The organism is Legionella tunisiensis (assembly GCF_000308315.1).
In the GTDB taxonomy this organism is placed as follows: Bacteria; Pseudomonadota; Gammaproteobacteria; order Legionellales; family Legionellaceae; genus Tatlockia; species Tatlockia tunisiensis.
On record NZ_CALJ01000086.1, the window covers coordinates 1 to 14039 of the forward strand.

Sequence of the window (14039 nt, forward strand, 5' to 3'; positions counted from 1 at the left end):
TGCACCTAAGTCTAAAACGGAGTCTCCTGTTTTGGGATATTTTTCTAAGAAGGTAAGTGCTTCCCATAATTTCAGATAGGCTCGATTGGGGGGATTGGTTTTGTCTTCATTAAAAAACACTTTCCATCAGGCCATTTTTTGAGGCGTTTATTACTGTAGATTAAGGTATTTTGATCTAAAAGACTAAAGCTGCCTATGGCAGGAATCTCGGTTTGGAGTGGAAAAGAGCATGTTAGAGGAGGATATTTCCGTAATTGTTCTGCAATTAGACGCGAGCGTCTTATTTTAGCAATAGGATGCAAATACCAAAAATGGCCAGCCTGGCGAAGAATTTTAACTGCCTCAGAAATCGATTGAAATTTCACAAGGCGAGGTTCTAACCAAATATCCTGGGCAAAGCAAACAGTAAGTTTTTTCACAGAAGACAATACCAGATCGTCGACAACATCAGAAAATTCTTCTATTTCTTGACAAAATTCATGAAGAAATTCGGGTTTGACGATGTAAATGGCAGAAATCTCTTTTTGTGTTTCCATAAGCCTGTCATTAAGAAGGTTATTATACGGAGGGGTTATTTATATTTTGCTAACTTGAGTGATTATTGGCTTGATTTCGTATAGAGCATCACAGTAGAGCGCAGAAAAATCAAGCTGATAAGCGGCCAAGATAACAGGAATACGACAACCTCTAACTAGTTTGCTGCAGATATTCATCAGAGTGGTGTTGCAGATGGAACAGCTCGCTAACTTAAACTAAGCTGATTATAAGTCATTCGATTTGATATTCACAAGAAATCATGGTGGCTGGTTTATCGTACAGCTAGTGTAACAATTGAAAATTAGTTAGAGTGTGCCTTTTGGGAGTCGAGTGTTATGAATAGAAAAATATTATTTTCCATACTCATGATGAGTACCTGCCTCTTAACTGGATGCTGGACAACCAAGTCAGGGCAGAAATCAGGAATTATTGTGAAGGTTGCCAAAGAGGGTCGTTATTGGGGAACCTATGAGGGAGAAATGATACGTGGCGGGCTTGATAATGCGACTGGTGCTACGGGTCGAGAATTTCACTTTACTTTAGGACAGTTTAAATCGGAGCTTGTTGAGCAAGCTGAACGCGCAATGCAAACTAATGAGCATGTTATTCTTACCTATCATTGTGAAGAGTTTGTGGCTCCTTGGCGTGGCGAAACCAAATGTTTTGTCGATAGCATTAAAAATTTGGACAGTGAGAAAAATGAAAGTAAATCCAATAAATAACCTCTATCCACACAATTTGCTCTACTAGTTCTTTTAGTTTACGATTTCGTTATCTTTGATAAAAGGATTTTTGTATTATGTTTTTCTTTAAGGAACCTAAAGTTAAGCGAATTGCCAGGCATTTACAGGCCCAGCTTGCAGCCTACCATCAAGACAGGTGGGCTCATTTACTTGTAGTAGCAGAAAAAACTGGCATGCGATCTCGAGAGCTCGATCTGCAAACACCCATAGAAACACCATCTTGGTTCCGTGCAAGAAAGGATTTTTCTTGGCGAATTTCAATAGGCAATACTAATATCGCCCGGCTTGAATTTGAGAATGCTTCTAAACAAGAACGCCACTATCAAGAGCTACTTAAGCAAGCTGAAGCGATTGTTACCGAACTTAATCAGTCACAACCGAATTATGTAACGGTAATTCAGTTAGTCAGGGCAATAAAAAGTCAATCTGCTCGGGTTCCTTCTATTCGTGGTGGCGACGAGATAGAGATTAAAATAGGCAATTTTTCCGGGGGAAATTTATTCGTAGATTTCTTTAGTGGCATCGGCGGATTAGTTTATGCGCCGTTAATGGGTTTAGCTAGCGTATTAGCAAGCTCTTTCTATTATGATGAAAAATCAAAATATTGTGGCAGTCCGGATTTTTTCCTCGATACGGCAAATTATTTTTGTGATTCTTTATGTAAGGTGATAAGCTCAGTTCTTTTCCCTTTAGCAATGCTGCGTTCCAAATATGAGACAGACTCTTATAATCCTGTAAAAGGTGAATTAATGCGTAGTCTCGATAGCATTGTTTTCTTAGCAGAGCAATTTCTTAAATCGCCCGATGTTCTGTCCATAACCCCAGCCCCTAGTAAAGCGCTTTGTATTCCTTCCAGGTAATCATTTGACCTCTTTCTTCATCGTAGAGCTTGAGAGATATCAATTCTTTTGTATTTTTTAATCCAAATTTGGGAACGGTACTGAAATAGTCATTTTCTTTATGGCATTGCGCTAGTTTATAAAAGGGAATTTTAGGTGCCAGTGTATGGATATGATGGTAACCAATATTTGCTGTCAGCCACTTGAAGGGCTGGGGTAAATCATAGTAGGTGCTTCCTTTTAATGCCGAATCATGCAAATTCCATTCTTTACTTGAAACAAAATATCTATGTTTAAAATTATGCTGTACATAGAATAAATAAATTCCCAATGCACCAGCAAGCCATTGTGGTAATAGGATGGCTAGTAAAAAACTTCAGGCCTGCTGTGGCAATGAGAGGACCGTAGAGAAGAATAATACCTAAATTAGTAAGTACAACGCTTCGGTGTTCTTTTTTACCAAAGCCTTTTCGTTTACGAAAAAAGCGCTGATCAATGCCAAAGACGTAAATCCAGCCGAGAAAAACATCACAAAGCTATTTCGATATAGTTGATAAACCAATTTGCCCCAACGGCTTTTGGCTTTGTATTCTCTAACGGTGAGAAGTTTTATATCACCTACCCAGGGGCGGTTATCTGCATTACCACCATTGGCATGATGAATAGCGTGTGCTTTTCGCCAATAATAATAAGGTGTAAAAAGGATAATCCCAGTAAAAACGCCAATCCAATCATTATATTTTCTTTTTTAAAAAGATTTCCATGCCCTAAATCATGTTGAAGCACAAAAAGACGTGTAAATAGAAAGGCAAGTGGAATGATGAAGATGAATAGAGGCCAGTAGTGGTTACTGATAGCAACCTGTAAAATAACTAATCCCATAATAAGTAAACAAATTCAAAGTAATTTCACCGAGGCCACGCCAATTACTGGTTGCAATATATTTATAAATATTAAATGGAGATGTATTCAAGAAAATTCCAAAAAGGCTCCTAATATCATTAGTATATCTTAGATTTTTATTAGAGAGTGCTTTTTTATCCTCGTTATTACAGATTATTAGTTGCTTGGCCTGCTAAGGATAAGTGCTAATCTGTTTTTAAACTTAGCTCAATTAAACTCCAAATCTCCTTGTGGGGCTTGTCATTACATGAGTAATAAGAACAAGGTAATCAAAGCTGGAAAAGCTTGGATAACCAGGATTCTTAAATTAACGAGGAGCCCTCCAGCAATTCCGGCAATTAAAATGCAACTTAAGAAGAATAATTTCACATGGAATGCTTCAATGGGATCGGAAGCTAGTAAACCCCAGAGCAGTCCTGCACTTAGAAAGCCATTATAAATACCTTGGTTGGCTGCAAGTGATGCAGATTGAAAAGCAAAGTCTGGTTGTGTTCGAAACACTTTGCGGCCAAGAGGTTTTTTCCAGAGAAAAAACTCAAGGATGAAAAACCAAAGGTGCAAAATAGCGGTGATTATCACCCCAATGTCAGCTAAAAATTTGATCATTTTTACCTAATAAAAGAAGTTTAATTTTAATCATACCTGTCTTTTTCTACCAAATCTCTCCAAAAGGACGTGCTTCGACTTCAAAAGACCATGCTGAAGCAGGTTGTTGAGTCAGCCAAAAAACGGTATTTGCCACATCATTTGGTTTAACAAAAAATCATCTGTTTTATCAGGCATGCGTTGGCGTGTGTTTGGTAAATCAACGATGCCATCTATAATGATCAGAGCCACATGAATGCCAAAGGGCCATAAATATTTTGCCATCGATTCAGTAAGGCTTCGTTGAGCAGCTTTGGCAGATGCAAAGGCTGCAGTATTAATGCCTCCACGTTTAGAGGCAGTCGCACCAATAACAATAATGCTGCCGCGGCCTTTTTCTTCATCCCAGGAATAACAGTTTGGCCGATAGTCAATAAACCGAATGTATTAACACGCCAACTTGCTTCAAAGGCGTCTGGTTTAATTTCTTCAATATTTCCCCAGCTTCCTGAGCCAGCGTTATAGATGACAATATCAATTTCCCCTAATTCGTTGGTGATTTTATTAAAGGCCTCTTGGATAGAGCGAGCATCACTGACATCACATTCGTAAGCGTGTGCGTCTTTAAGCTCAAGCGCAAGCTTCGTGGTAAAATCACTTGTACGTGCCAATAGAGCTACTTTATAGTTTTGTTGACTAAAGCAAGTTGCAAAAGCAGCCCCATTGCCTGGACCAACTCCTACAACGACACAGACGGGTTTTTCATATTGATTTTCCTTAAAGCGTTGTGATTACCTTAGTTTAGACTTAAGATGGCTGTCAACAGTAGCTAGTTGGATTCAGTGATACTTTAAAGTATTAATCGTCTGTAATGAGAACAATATTTGTTTAATCTTGAATCATCATATAGTATTAAGCTCTTTAATCTAGGTAGAAGTATAGTCATAAAATTCAACCTTAGGTAATTGAGAAACCACTACGAGCAAACTTGTGTCAATTTGTTTAATTTATTGATATAATTAGATTTTTTCTATATTGAGTAATTATGAAAACCATAAATAAATGCTCAAAATGCACAGTGGCTGATCCTCCGCCATTTGAAATCTCTTATGAACACATTAGAGAATTGTTGGATGCGGGTAAATTAAATATCTGGGAGTGGGATCTCATCTCAGACGATGTCGTTGATTTTGGCTATTCAGAGTCGTTATCTGTTTTAGGTGGTCATGAGGGGGAAATTGGTAGATTAAACCATTTTCTTACACGGTTGCACCCTGATGATCGCGAACGTATTGCAAAGGAGTTGGAAGAAGCCTTTGCTCTTCATGATGATTATAATGCCGAGTTTCGCGTTCGACTCATGAATGGCCGTTATGAATGGGTTGCTGCCCGTGGTCGTTATATCCGCGATGCTGCTAGAAAACCGATTAAAATGATTGGTACTTGGTGTTTTATTACAGATCAAAAAATATTCAAGAATTGGCGCGACGACAACAAACGACACTTACGCGCTTGTCACGTTGTTATGTGTTAGGAGAAATTGCATCAACGTTAACCCATGAAATTTCCCAGCCATTACTGGTTACCAACACCTATCTCAGTGGCAGTGTACGCCGCCTGAAACAGAATGATATTGATAAAGAAGAACTCACTAACGTTTTAGAAGCTGCTCTTAAACAGGTTGATTTGATGGGTAAGATTATCAAGCGTATTAAGCGTTTTGTTACCCATGGAGAACTGCATTATGAACCCGTTGATTTAATTACAGTAGCAGAACATGCAGTCAAAATAGCGCGGTTTTCATTCGATTTTGCTGTAACCGTAAATTATGATTTTGATAAAAACCTGACAAAGGTCATCTTGGATCCCAATCAAATCAAACAAGTCTTTTTGAATCTTATCAATAATGCCCTTGAGGCTATGTTAGAGTCCAATACCCGGCAACCAACATTAACTATCAAAATAGAAACAGTGAACGACGAGATAAATGTTTTTATCATGGATAATGGGCCAGGCATCTCACAAAATGTTGTTGAAAATTTATTTACCCCATTTTATAGCACGAAAGAATATGGTATGGGTGTGGGTTTATCTATTTGCCGTAATATCATCAAAGCGCATGGCGGAACGTTGTATATAGAAAATAATCTCATTGACGAAGGTGCTATATGCAGATTTAGCCTACCTTACATTGTGGAAGCAAATAATGGCTAGTACTGTATATATTGTTGAAGATGATCTGGATGTGGCGAATGCACTAGAATGGCTTTTAAAATCCGTAAAGTTGGCAGTAAAAACATTTCTTGATCCTTATGAGTTTCTTGAGCATTCCGATAAGCTGGAAGAGGGTTGTGTTTTATTGGATGTACGTATGCCTGCTATGAGCGGCATGGAGGTACTTAAATTATTATGCCAGCGTAGCGATCGGCCTTCTGTTATTATGATTACCGGGCACGGAGATATTCCAATGGCGGTACAAGCAATGCAGATTGGAGCAAAAGAATTCATAACAAAACCTTTTAATGAGCAATTTTTACTCGAAAAAATCCAAACTATTCTGGCCAGTAAAAGCGAGGTTAATCGAAACTACCAGCAAATGACGGAGGTGGCCAAACAATTTGCCTCGTTAACTGAACGAGAGCGTCAGGTCATGCATTTAGTTGTTGACGGTTATTTAAATAAGCAAATTGCAATGGAATTAGATATAGCTATCTCCACTGTAGAATTGCATCGTCGGAAAATTATGCTCAAAATGCAAGCACGTAATTTAGCGCAATTAATTAAAAAATCCTTACTGTTAGAAATCTAGGGTAATCAATAGGGTAATTATGGTAATTTGGTATATCCAACGATTACCCACATTGTTAAGATGCACCGGCGTTAAAGGCTCTCCATTAGGATTCTCTCCATGTTGATAGCATGTGCCAGTTGCTAATTCCGAACCTAGGACCAATACACTTACCTAGGTTATACGACGAAGCAAGATTTTATATGGAACTGTCCTACATGATTGAAAATATTGTGGAGGTGCAGCAGCCTATAGTGCTTTTTTTGATGGATATTATTCCGGCTAAAGATGTTGAGTACCCTTTTTTCTTACCCAGATTGAAGAGATCCGAAGAAAAATAGCTAATAGGTTGCGCCTGACTTTTAATAATAGGGGGCTCACGGGTTATAACAACAGTACTCGCTTTTCTCTTGCAAATTATGTGAACCCATTCAATACATTACAGCATATATGCCAGCAAATAGGGAACATAGTCGATTCCATCAATTCTTCTTTAGCCGCCAAATGCCATTTTCCTTACTCTTATCTTATGCTTTAGAAAATAAAGTAGTGTTCACCGATCATCTCATTACGGAAGCACGGAACGCACCGAAATGGATTTTTAATGATGAAAAGCAACTCTGCATTCAGCATGCTAAACAATATATGGGCACTCTATTTGAGCCTACTAGCTAACGTTAGTTTAATTTAGCGCTTGCAGTACTTGGTTCATCGGGACAACTTGTGAAGACAGAAACTCCCGTACTCACCAAGCTGCCAACGGTCTTCACAGCATTAAATAGTCCTGGAACAAGTGTACAACCGGATGTAACACCATTATAAACGGCGCCTATCTGAGTGGTATTCAGTGCTGCTCCGCCAAGATCAGCAAAGATATTGTTATGCTCTGATAAACTCAGGCCGGATACTGCGCTGACAAACATTGTCAGGCCGTTTTCAGCCAAGGACGTTGGATTAGTATAAAGCTCATAAGCTGCATAAGTGAAAGCGAGTGCATGGTAAGCTTGCATTCCAGCACGCCAGGCACTTTTTTGGTTAAAAAAGCCGAACATTTAAATCTACCTCATGATTATTAAGTGCGTGCAGATTTAATAGGATGACTAAAAAATCAAGATATTTTTAGATCTGTCTGATGAGGAAATGTTGTTGATAGTGTCAACTACAGGTATTTCTTCTGTTTAAAAAGCTTGTTCTAGGCTCCTTAAGAGCTGACATGGATACGCTCATCGAGCACGATTTGTTCAGCACCATCTGTTTCATCTGTATAAAATAAAGTCAAAAATTGTAAAATAAAACTATACTAATAAAGAATTACTTTTTTTGTGAGTTATCATGCCTATTCCTATCTATCCCAAACAATTAGCTGAATTACTGCGAAAAAATGAGGCTGGCATAGCCAATACTGCTGATTCTTCGTATGAAGCAGACCAAAGTGTAATAAGGGAAATGCGTGTGCAGGATAGCCTTGAGAAGAATGATGACCCCAATGATATGCCGCTTGAAATAGCAAAAAATAATGAAGCTAATCCAGGTTCTGACAAACCTATTATAGGTCCCATTGATACTGAATATGAAATTAAAAAATTAAAGAGTCTAAGTTAGATCCGATTGATACGGAAGATGACGTTCAAAACAACTTGCATCCTTAGCTGTTTTATCAATAATTTGTGCATCATGCTTAGGGGGGCAAATGCCTTTTATAGGTTTGCGCGCTCTTCTGGCTAGTGTTATAAAGAAAGTTATTATCTATTTGCTTAATACATCAAGGAATCTTTCGTAGCAAAAATGACAGGCGGTCAATTACTTGTTAAATGCTTGGAAGAACAAGGTGTGGAATACGTATTTGGAATTCCTGGCGCTAAAATTGATGCAGTATTTAATGCCTTGGTTGATTCTCGTATTAAACTGATTGTCTGTCGGCATGAGCAAAATACAGCATTTATTGCAGCAGCCTATGGTCGTTTAACCGGGAAACCTGGTGTTGTTTTAGTGACTTCTGGACCTGGCGTAGCCAATCTTGTCACTGGGTTGCTAACAGCAACCACAGAAGGTGATCCAGTGGTCGCCATTGGTGGTAATGTTGCGCGTTCAATGAGTCTGAAACAATCCCATCAAGGAACAAATAACGTTAAACTGATGGAGGCAGTGACTAAGAGCAGTGTTGAGGCTCATTGGGTCGGATAATATCCCGGAAATTGTTGCGAACGCATTTCGCACCGCTCTTACTCCTTACAGTGGAGCCTGTTTTATCAGTTTGCCGCAAGACGTGTTGTCTGATAGTACTGATTGTAAACCGATTCCTGGCATTGCTGCACCAGAGTATGGAGAGGCGCCAAAAGAGCTAATTGCACAAGCCGCTGCCTTAATTAATCAAGCAAAGCAACCCGTCATATTATTGGGTATGGAAGCAAGTCGCCAGAATAACGCTAAGGCGATTCGAGCGTTACTCAAAAAACATCCTTTTGCGTTAATCGGTATCTATCAAGCGGCTGGGGTCGTTTCGAAAGAGTATGTCGATCTGTTTATGGGGCGATGGGGATTATTTAAAAATCAGCCTGGGGATCAATTGCTGGATATTGCTGATGTTGTACTGACTATAGGTTATAATCCCGTGGAATATGATCCAGAAATTTGGAATGCGACCAATAAAAAACGGTAATTCATATCGATTATCATGCTTGTGATATACATCTATCTTATCATCCTGCTTGTGAGGTATTAGGTGATATTGCAACGAATATTAATAGTCTTGCTTCTCATCTAGAAAAACGTGAACAAGTTCTAAGTAATAGGAAAATAATTCAGGCACGTCAAACTTTGCTTGATAAAATTGACTCAGGTAAAGACTACAAGACTTCACCTATTCATCTTCTACGCTTCATCTATGAGTTACGGCAGGCGGTTGATGATTCAACAACGGTTTGTTGTGATATTGGTACCGTGTATATGTGGATGGCACGTTATTTTTTTCTTTCCGCCCGCATCAATTATTATTTAGTAACGGCCAGCAAACCTTAGGCGTTGCTCTTCCCTGGGCAATTGCTAGTAACTACGCTATTCCTCATGAAAAAGTAGTGTCAATTTCAGGCGATGGAGGTTTTTTATTAGTGCTATGGAGTTAGAAACGGCTGTGCGGGAAAAACTGCATTTCGTGCATTTCATCTGGCGTGATGGAAGTTACAACATGGTTCTGGAGCAAGAATTAATGAAATATCATCGTATTAGTGGTGTGACGTTGGGACAGGTTAACATTCCTGATTTTGCTGCTGCATTCGGAGCGATTGGTTTGGAGTTGACTAAGCCAGACGAGTTTCAGGATATTTTCAGGAAGCCATGGCGCAGAAGAAACCGGTATTGGTAGATGTGCCGATTGATTATAGCGACAATGCAGAGCTGTTTAAGACTATTGATCCGAATGTAGGCCATTGAGATGAGGGATGTGTGAATTGATTGCAACCTGATTATTACTTAACAAGTTGCAGGTTTGATTGTGAGTAATTAAGTAATGGGTACAACCCCATTACTTAATGTTTGGTGGTAGCACTGGGACAGGCTGCATATGGCCAGGGATCTTTATTCATATTAAGTTTCTCCAATAAGGTATTTCTCAAGAGAGTGCTCTTCGTTTTGGTAGAGCCCGCCCAATATCCTGTTGCGCAACTGGACGTATTACAATCACCACCCAAGGTAATGAATGGTTTTTTATGATGAATTTTACAACTGCAGATGGCTTGACTGGGGGTTCTGGGATTAACAGTACAAGGGGAGTCAAGACAATTAGTCCATGGTGAGCCTTCAGGACACGTCATGCCTTTCTTTTGGCTAAATTGAGCCAAAGAAAAGAAGAGCGAATACGTTTAATTTTGTATTTATTAATCTTGGGTTCTCGCTTATCACAAGAAGTAAATCCCAGGCTGATGTCATTTTTAACAACGCAAGTGCACAGTGCGTAACGAGGGTGTCTTGGATCGGGTACGCAGGCTGCTGAGGTGCAGAGAGCGTATTCTTGTTGGCAACTAATGGTTTTGGGTTTGACCAGAATAGGCATTACCAAGAAAACAGTTCAGTACCAATAAACAAAAAAGTTTTTTCAGTAGGTTAAAAGAACTAAATTTCATGTTTTTATCCCTAAAAATTCTAATTTAAAAACATAGTGGATATCAAGGTAAAACACAAGAATTGGTCAGATCGAATAAGTAACAGTATAGAACGATGATAATTAATTACTGGTATCAAATATCATAATCCCATTGCCATCTTTCCCGTTACTTAGATGGCATCTCCAATCCATGCCTAACTGTTTTTCATCAGTGAGAGGATCATAATAGGCTACATGGAGTTCTGCTGAATTGTCTTCAAATATACGCAAGCGAGCATAATTATTCCAAAATTCGCCATGAGGATGTTCTATCAGCATGGTGATAGAGGTAGCAATAATATCTTTTTCCTGGTTATCTACTTGTAATTTGTAGTGGGTATATTCATTAAAATTAAATCGGGTACTGGCTCCTTTTAATTTAGGAAGAATGTGGGCAGCGGCCGAATTTGGATCAAGTTGGCATTTATCAAAATGGAGAATGGCCTTCACATCATCACCTCGCTCTAAGGCTGTGAGCAACTGGCTGTAATCGCTAATCAAGGTAGTTTGCGCAGAGACTGCATGAGTAACCAAGCTGAGGATCAAGATTCCTATACTATCCAAAATTGAGGTTTTCATCCGTTTTTCCTCTTTTTCTAGCAGAGCATGCCTAATTAAAAGATAGCAGTTGTTTAGGAAAACTAGTGAATTTTTTCAGTTTTGAGAATTAATTTGATGATGTCTTGAAAGACCCTGGAGACACCTTCTATCAGAAGGTGCTTCCAGGGTTTAGGGCAACTAGAGCTGGGTTGATCTTTGCTCTACGCTGGGAGCATTATATTCTTGCCACTTGCGCTGTACTTGCCTGCAACCGTAGCAAGCTGCATTATACAAATCAGGAAGGAACGACACAAAAGCGTCGACGAAATCCATTGCTGAACCTTTGTTAAAACCATAAACACAGCGGTTAAATTCAGCACCTTTTTTACTTAAAGCGATGTTTTCATCACGGGAAGGGGGCGCGTCGCGGGAAGGGGCAAATGTTGTTAGATTAGGTATTTTATAACTGCTCTCATATTTGTTGAGCTCTGCGACGTAGGCGCTTTCAATATCATTTGCAATGAAGTGTGTTATTTGTATACGCGTAAGAACCGGGTAAAGGGTAACCATCATATTGCGAATGCCTGGATTGTTTTGTAAAACGTCTTTAGTTGCTATTCGCCCTTCTTGCGGTCCAAGACTCCAATTACAGCAAGCCACAGAAAGTTTTAATGCTTCTTGATATTCAGTATAAGCAAGAGAGCGTTGGCTTAAGTGATATATCGCTGAGCCCCAGCCTGCCCAACTTAAATATCCAACTAAAGGAAGAAAGGACAAACTGGAGGCGACTACACCAACAAGAACACTGCCCATAATGGTTTGATCAAGTTCTTTGAGTGCTTTTGATTTTTGTTGCAATAAAGCAGTGCAATCATTCATGAAGCGCATATGCGACTCGTTGTCTGGATCAAAAGCATGAACTACTTGAACGGCAAGAATACCGTCTGTTGCTTGCGCATTTACTCCAATCGTAAAATACTGCTCTGAATCTTTTTGTAATTTATTAAGCTGGTTATTCACTCCTAGAGTAGGAAGCGGTGTAGAGACTGGTTGTGTTCTTCTAAAATAACTGAATGCTAATTCTAAAGCGGATGCCATGTTATTTTCATCTGATAATAAACGAAATGGCATTATAATATTTTTTGGGCTAATAACAATTTATGATTGACATGAATACCCGTTTTTTAGTAGAAGCCAACAACATAAAGAAGATCGATTTCACAGCCTATGAGTAGTAAGGTGCATCATTATCAAGATTTAATTACTGTTTTTAATACTTGTTTTGCAGAAGAATATAATACTCGCTTGGTTAAAGGGGGCGACGAGCCTATTTACCTGCCAGCTGACGAGCAACGCCCTTATCACGCTATTTTTTGCGCATGGTTTTTTAGTAGCGCCCTGCATGAATGTGCGCATTGGTTTATTGCTGGCAAAGAGCGTAGAAAGCAGATTGATTTTGGTTATTGGTATCTTCCGGATGGCCGCTCGCCGGAGCAACAAACATTATTTCAAGCGATGGAGGTCAAGCCTCAAGCGATGGAGTGGATACTTTCTGTTGCAACGGGGCACCGCTTTCGAGTTAGCATCGATAATCTTAATGGCGGTGAAGCAGATACTGATGCGTTTAAGCAGGCGGTGTATGAACAAGCCACTACTTATTGCAGGCGGGGATTGCCCAGGCGTGCCGATTTATTTCGCAATGCTTTGTGCCGCTTTTATGGAACTTCTCCAGTTATGGAAATCACCCAATTCAAATTGAGTGATTTATAAATTTTTCCACTAACTAAGATTGTATACTACTCCAAATTCGACTAGATTCCCTGTCGGAGTAATAGTCGTTGTTTTTAATGTTTCATTGTTAAGTACAGCAAACGTTGTCTTTTTATAATGAAGGTAAGAATACTCCATTCTTAGAACAAGATGTTCGGTAAATTTTTGATTCATACCTAAACCTGCACGAAAGCCGCCAAGATTTCTATGAATGCTGGCGAGTGAATTATCCCTGGTAGTAATTTTAAAACGACCATTTACGTAGCCCGCACGGCCATAGAAGAGGAATGTTTCGGAAAACAGGAATCCTGGTAAAGCACTTAAGCCATAGCTGTAAGGCATTTCGAAGGTTGTATCCGTGATATTCAGGTTAACGTATTCATTATTAGCGGAATCAAATTCAACGGTACTCACATTCACATTTGTCTCAGCTGCTAAATACCAGCACCCATGTTGCCAGCCATGACCTGCAAATAAGGAACCAAAAACTCCTTTGCCTGTTTTATGTGTTTTATCGATGACATCAAAATTCGGAGGGGTATGCTGGGATCTAATAAAAGCATATTGCTTAAAATCAATAATGTCAGGCCCAGCACCTGCGCCTGCATAAAAACCAGCGCTCCAGCATGATAAAGGCAATAAAATAAAAACGATCATGGTTTTCCGTAACATGGTTTTTCCATACAGTAAAGAACGAACAAAAAAGTATAATAAAGGTAGGGTTTTTTCACCATAACTTTATGAATATAAAGATTAATAAAATGCTAACTAAAATTAATAATGAAAGGTTAGACTGTTAGGTTCTTAGTGACTGCGGATAAGTAAGATAGGCGAGGTGGCAATGCGGATTACACTTTCTGCGACACTCCCCAAAAACAAATGGCTAAAGCCACGACGGCCATGAGTTCCTATAACGAGCAAGTCAGCGGGCCAACGCTCAGCTTCTGCTACGATTTTCTCCGCGAGACGTCCTTCAAGCTTTGGTTCGATAAGACAATTATCGCATTTGATCTTGGCATCACGTACTAAAGCACTGGCTTGGTCTAAATTTTCCCTTGTCGTTTATAAGCAGCAGCCAAGGTGTCGAAATCAATATAGCCTTCTGTATAATTGACCATATTCTCATCAATTACATGAACAAGGCGCAGATGAGCTTTGGCTGGGGCGGCTAGTTTAATCGCTTCCTGTAAGGCTAG

General features: G+C 39.4%; 19 protein-coding genes and 4 pseudogenes. 12 read left to right on the forward strand and 11 right to left on the reverse strand.

Translation table 11 applies throughout. The annotated features are described in order from the left end of the window. Positions 1 to 536 (reverse strand): annotated as a pseudogene (locus tag BN58_RS22730) (SAM-dependent methyltransferase); the annotation flags it as partial. Between the two features lie 336 nt (positions 537 to 872). On the opposite strand from BN58_RS22730, the gene BN58_RS06455 reads away from it, so the two are divergent. Further along, complete coding sequence (locus tag BN58_RS06455; protein WP_026069307.1) at positions 873 to 1259, forward strand: hypothetical protein; 387 nt, start codon at positions 873 to 875, stop codon at positions 1257 to 1259. Positions 1260 to 1336: 77 nt separating this feature from the next. Continuing rightward, the gene (locus BN58_RS06460; RefSeq protein ID WP_019216130.1) at positions 1337 to 2140 is read left to right on the forward strand and encodes a hypothetical protein; all 804 of its coding nucleotides are present in this window, start codon (positions 1337 to 1339) and stop codon (positions 2138 to 2140) included. On the opposite strand, the pseudogene BN58_RS33170 reads toward BN58_RS06460, so the two are convergent. From BN58_RS33170 to BN58_RS22740, 4 genes and pseudogenes are all read right to left on the reverse strand, one after another. Continuing rightward, positions 2109 to 2846 (reverse strand): annotated as a pseudogene (locus BN58_RS33170) (fatty acid desaturase). The gene BN58_RS06460 and the pseudogene BN58_RS33170 sit on opposite strands and share 32 nt — an antisense overlap. Beyond that, a complete protein-coding gene (locus BN58_RS28190; RefSeq protein ID WP_026069308.1) occupies positions 2738 to 3001 on the reverse strand; it encodes a hypothetical protein in 264 nt (87 codons plus the stop codon). Before BN58_RS28190 ends, BN58_RS33170 begins: the two are co-directional and overlap by 109 nt. 264 nt (positions 3002 to 3265) lie before the next feature. After that, entirely contained in the window at positions 3266 to 3628 is a 363-nt protein-coding gene (locus BN58_RS06475; protein WP_019216132.1) for a DUF1304 domain-containing protein, read from the reverse strand. A 111-nt stretch (positions 3629 to 3739) separates the two neighbouring features. Next, a pseudogene (locus BN58_RS22740) lies at positions 3740 to 4302 on the reverse strand (SDR family NAD(P)-dependent oxidoreductase); the annotation flags it as partial. Positions 4303 to 4652: 350 nt separating this feature from the next. Here BN58_RS22740 and BN58_RS30615 point away from each other — a divergent pair. The 4 genes from BN58_RS30615 to BN58_RS30625 all read left to right on the forward strand — a co-directional run bounded on the left by BN58_RS30615 (position 4653) and on the right by BN58_RS30625 (position 7070). Continuing rightward, complete coding sequence (locus BN58_RS30615; RefSeq protein ID WP_019216134.1) at positions 4653 to 5141, forward strand: PAS domain-containing protein; 489 nt, start codon at positions 4653 to 4655, stop codon at positions 5139 to 5141. Then, positions 5087 to 5821 (forward strand): sensor histidine kinase, encoded by a 735-nt coding sequence (locus BN58_RS30620; protein WP_156812398.1) that lies wholly within the window; start codon positions 5087 to 5089, stop codon positions 5819 to 5821. Before BN58_RS30615 ends, BN58_RS30620 begins: the two co-directional genes overlap by 55 nt. Beyond that, positions 5814 to 6416 carry a response regulator transcription factor gene (locus BN58_RS06490; RefSeq protein WP_019216136.1) on the forward strand — a complete coding sequence of 201 codons (603 nt, stop codon included), beginning with the start codon at positions 5814 to 5816 and terminating at the stop codon, positions 6414 to 6416. Before BN58_RS30620 ends, BN58_RS06490 begins: the two co-directional genes overlap by 8 nt. 429 nt (positions 6417 to 6845) lie before the next feature. Further along, positions 6846 to 7070 (forward strand): hypothetical protein, encoded by a 225-nt coding sequence (locus BN58_RS30625; RefSeq protein ID WP_156812399.1) that lies wholly within the window; start codon positions 6846 to 6848, stop codon positions 7068 to 7070. Positions 7071 to 7072: 2 nt separating this feature from the next. On the opposite strand, the gene BN58_RS22750 is transcribed toward BN58_RS30625, so the two are convergent. Then, positions 7073 to 7447, reverse strand: coding sequence for a hypothetical protein (locus BN58_RS22750; protein WP_019216139.1), 375 nt, complete (start codon positions 7445 to 7447; stop codon positions 7073 to 7075). 280 nt (positions 7448 to 7727) lie between these two features. On the opposite strand from BN58_RS22750, the gene BN58_RS06510 reads away from it, so the two are divergent. From BN58_RS06510 to BN58_RS33190, 5 genes and pseudogenes are all read left to right on the forward strand, one after another. Beyond that, entirely contained in the window at positions 7728 to 7997 is a 270-nt protein-coding gene (locus BN58_RS06510) for a hypothetical protein (protein WP_019216140.1), read from the forward strand. 183 nt (positions 7998 to 8180) lie between these two features. Continuing rightward, positions 8181 to 8579, forward strand: a complete 399-nt coding sequence (locus BN58_RS33175; protein ID WP_019216141.1) for a thiamine pyrophosphate-binding protein — start codon at positions 8181 to 8183, stop codon at positions 8577 to 8579. Further along, complete coding sequence (locus tag BN58_RS33180) at positions 8557 to 9054, forward strand: hypothetical protein (RefSeq protein WP_019216142.1); 498 nt, start codon at positions 8557 to 8559, stop codon at positions 9052 to 9054. The genes BN58_RS33175 and BN58_RS33180 overlap by 23 nt, the downstream gene beginning before the upstream one ends. A 158-nt stretch (positions 9055 to 9212) precedes the next feature. Continuing rightward, a complete protein-coding gene (locus tag BN58_RS33185; RefSeq protein WP_232220405.1) occupies positions 9213 to 9413 on the forward strand; it encodes a hypothetical protein in 201 nt (66 codons plus the stop codon). Next, positions 9344 to 9756: pseudogene (locus BN58_RS33190) on the forward strand (thiamine pyrophosphate-dependent enzyme). The gene BN58_RS33185 and the pseudogene BN58_RS33190 overlap by 70 nt, the downstream one beginning before the upstream one ends. A 163-nt stretch (positions 9757 to 9919) precedes the next feature. Here BN58_RS33190 and BN58_RS28195 read toward each other — a convergent pair. The 3 genes from BN58_RS28195 to BN58_RS06545 all read right to left on the reverse strand — a co-directional run bounded on the left by BN58_RS28195 (position 9920) and on the right by BN58_RS06545 (position 12171). Then, on the reverse strand, positions 9920 to 10204 hold the full coding sequence (locus tag BN58_RS28195; protein ID WP_051131851.1) for a hypothetical protein: 285 nt from the start codon (positions 10202 to 10204) through the stop codon (positions 9920 to 9922). A gap of 410 nt (positions 10205 to 10614) precedes the next feature. After that, positions 10615 to 11112 carry a hypothetical protein gene (locus tag BN58_RS06540; protein ID WP_019216143.1) on the reverse strand — a complete coding sequence of 166 codons (498 nt, stop codon included), beginning with the start codon at positions 11110 to 11112 and terminating at the stop codon, positions 10615 to 10617. Positions 11113 to 11271: 159 nt separating this feature from the next. Further along, positions 11272 to 12171, reverse strand: coding sequence for a hypothetical protein (locus tag BN58_RS06545; RefSeq protein WP_026069312.1), 900 nt, complete (start codon positions 12169 to 12171; stop codon positions 11272 to 11274). Between the two features lie 141 nt (positions 12172 to 12312). Between BN58_RS06545 and BN58_RS06550 the strand changes: the two genes are divergently transcribed. Beyond that, positions 12313 to 12843, forward strand: coding sequence for an elongation factor P hydroxylase (locus tag BN58_RS06550; RefSeq protein ID WP_026069313.1), 531 nt, complete (start codon positions 12313 to 12315; stop codon positions 12841 to 12843). A gap of 9 nt (positions 12844 to 12852) precedes the next feature. Here the strand turns inward: BN58_RS06550 and BN58_RS06555 are convergent, their stop codons facing one another. Next, positions 12853 to 13515, reverse strand: coding sequence for an outer membrane protein (locus BN58_RS06555; RefSeq protein WP_019216146.1), 663 nt, complete (start codon positions 13513 to 13515; stop codon positions 12853 to 12855). 132 nt (positions 13516 to 13647) lie between these two features. Then, the gene (locus BN58_RS37610) at positions 13648 to 13764 is read right to left on the reverse strand and encodes a universal stress protein (RefSeq protein WP_232220404.1); all 117 of its coding nucleotides are present in this window, start codon (positions 13762 to 13764) and stop codon (positions 13648 to 13650) included. Positions 13765 to 14039 lie beyond the last annotated feature (275 nt).

Bases quoted from the DNA above. Each gene is read 5' to 3' on its own strand.
- BN58_RS06540 (WP_019216143.1), bottom strand. From the start codon at position 11,112: ATGAAAACCTCAATTTTGGATAGTATAGGAATCTTGATCCTCAGCTTG.
- BN58_RS33175 (WP_019216141.1), top strand. From the start codon at position 8,181: ATGACAGGCGGTCAATTACTTGTTAAATGCTTGGAAGAACAAGGTGTG.
- BN58_RS22750 (WP_019216139.1), bottom strand. From the start codon at position 7,447: ATGTTCGGCTTTTTTAACCAAAAAAGTGCCTGGCGTGCTGGAATGCAA.
- BN58_RS06475 (WP_019216132.1), bottom strand. From the start codon at position 3,628: ATGATCAAATTTTTAGCTGACATTGGGGTGATAATCACCGCTATTTTG.
- BN58_RS06490 (WP_019216136.1), top strand. From the start codon at position 5,814: ATGGCTAGTACTGTATATATTGTTGAAGATGATCTGGATGTGGCGAAT.
- BN58_RS28195 (WP_051131851.1), bottom strand. From the start codon at position 10,204: ATGACGTGTCCTGAAGGCTCACCATGGACTAATTGTCTTGACTCCCCT.
- BN58_RS06455 (WP_026069307.1), top strand. From the start codon at position 873: ATGAATAGAAAAATATTATTTTCCATACTCATGATGAGTACCTGCCTC.
- BN58_RS06460 (WP_019216130.1), top strand. From the start codon at position 1,337: ATGTTTTTCTTTAAGGAACCTAAAGTTAAGCGAATTGCCAGGCATTTA.
- BN58_RS06555 (WP_019216146.1), bottom strand. From the start codon at position 13,515: ATGTTACGGAAAACCATGATCGTTTTTATTTTATTGCCTTTATCATGC.
- BN58_RS06545 (WP_026069312.1), bottom strand. From the start codon at position 12,171: ATGGCATCCGCTTTAGAATTAGCATTCAGTTATTTTAGAAGAACACAA.
- BN58_RS30625 (WP_156812399.1), top strand. From the start codon at position 6,846: ATGCCAGCAAATAGGGAACATAGTCGATTCCATCAATTCTTCTTTAGC.
- BN58_RS06510 (WP_019216140.1), top strand. From the start codon at position 7,728: ATGCCTATTCCTATCTATCCCAAACAATTAGCTGAATTACTGCGAAAA.
- BN58_RS30615 (WP_019216134.1), top strand. From the start codon at position 4,653: ATGAAAACCATAAATAAATGCTCAAAATGCACAGTGGCTGATCCTCCG.
- BN58_RS28190 (WP_026069308.1), bottom strand. From the start codon at position 3,001: ATGGGATTAGTTATTTTACAGGTTGCTATCAGTAACCACTACTGGCCT.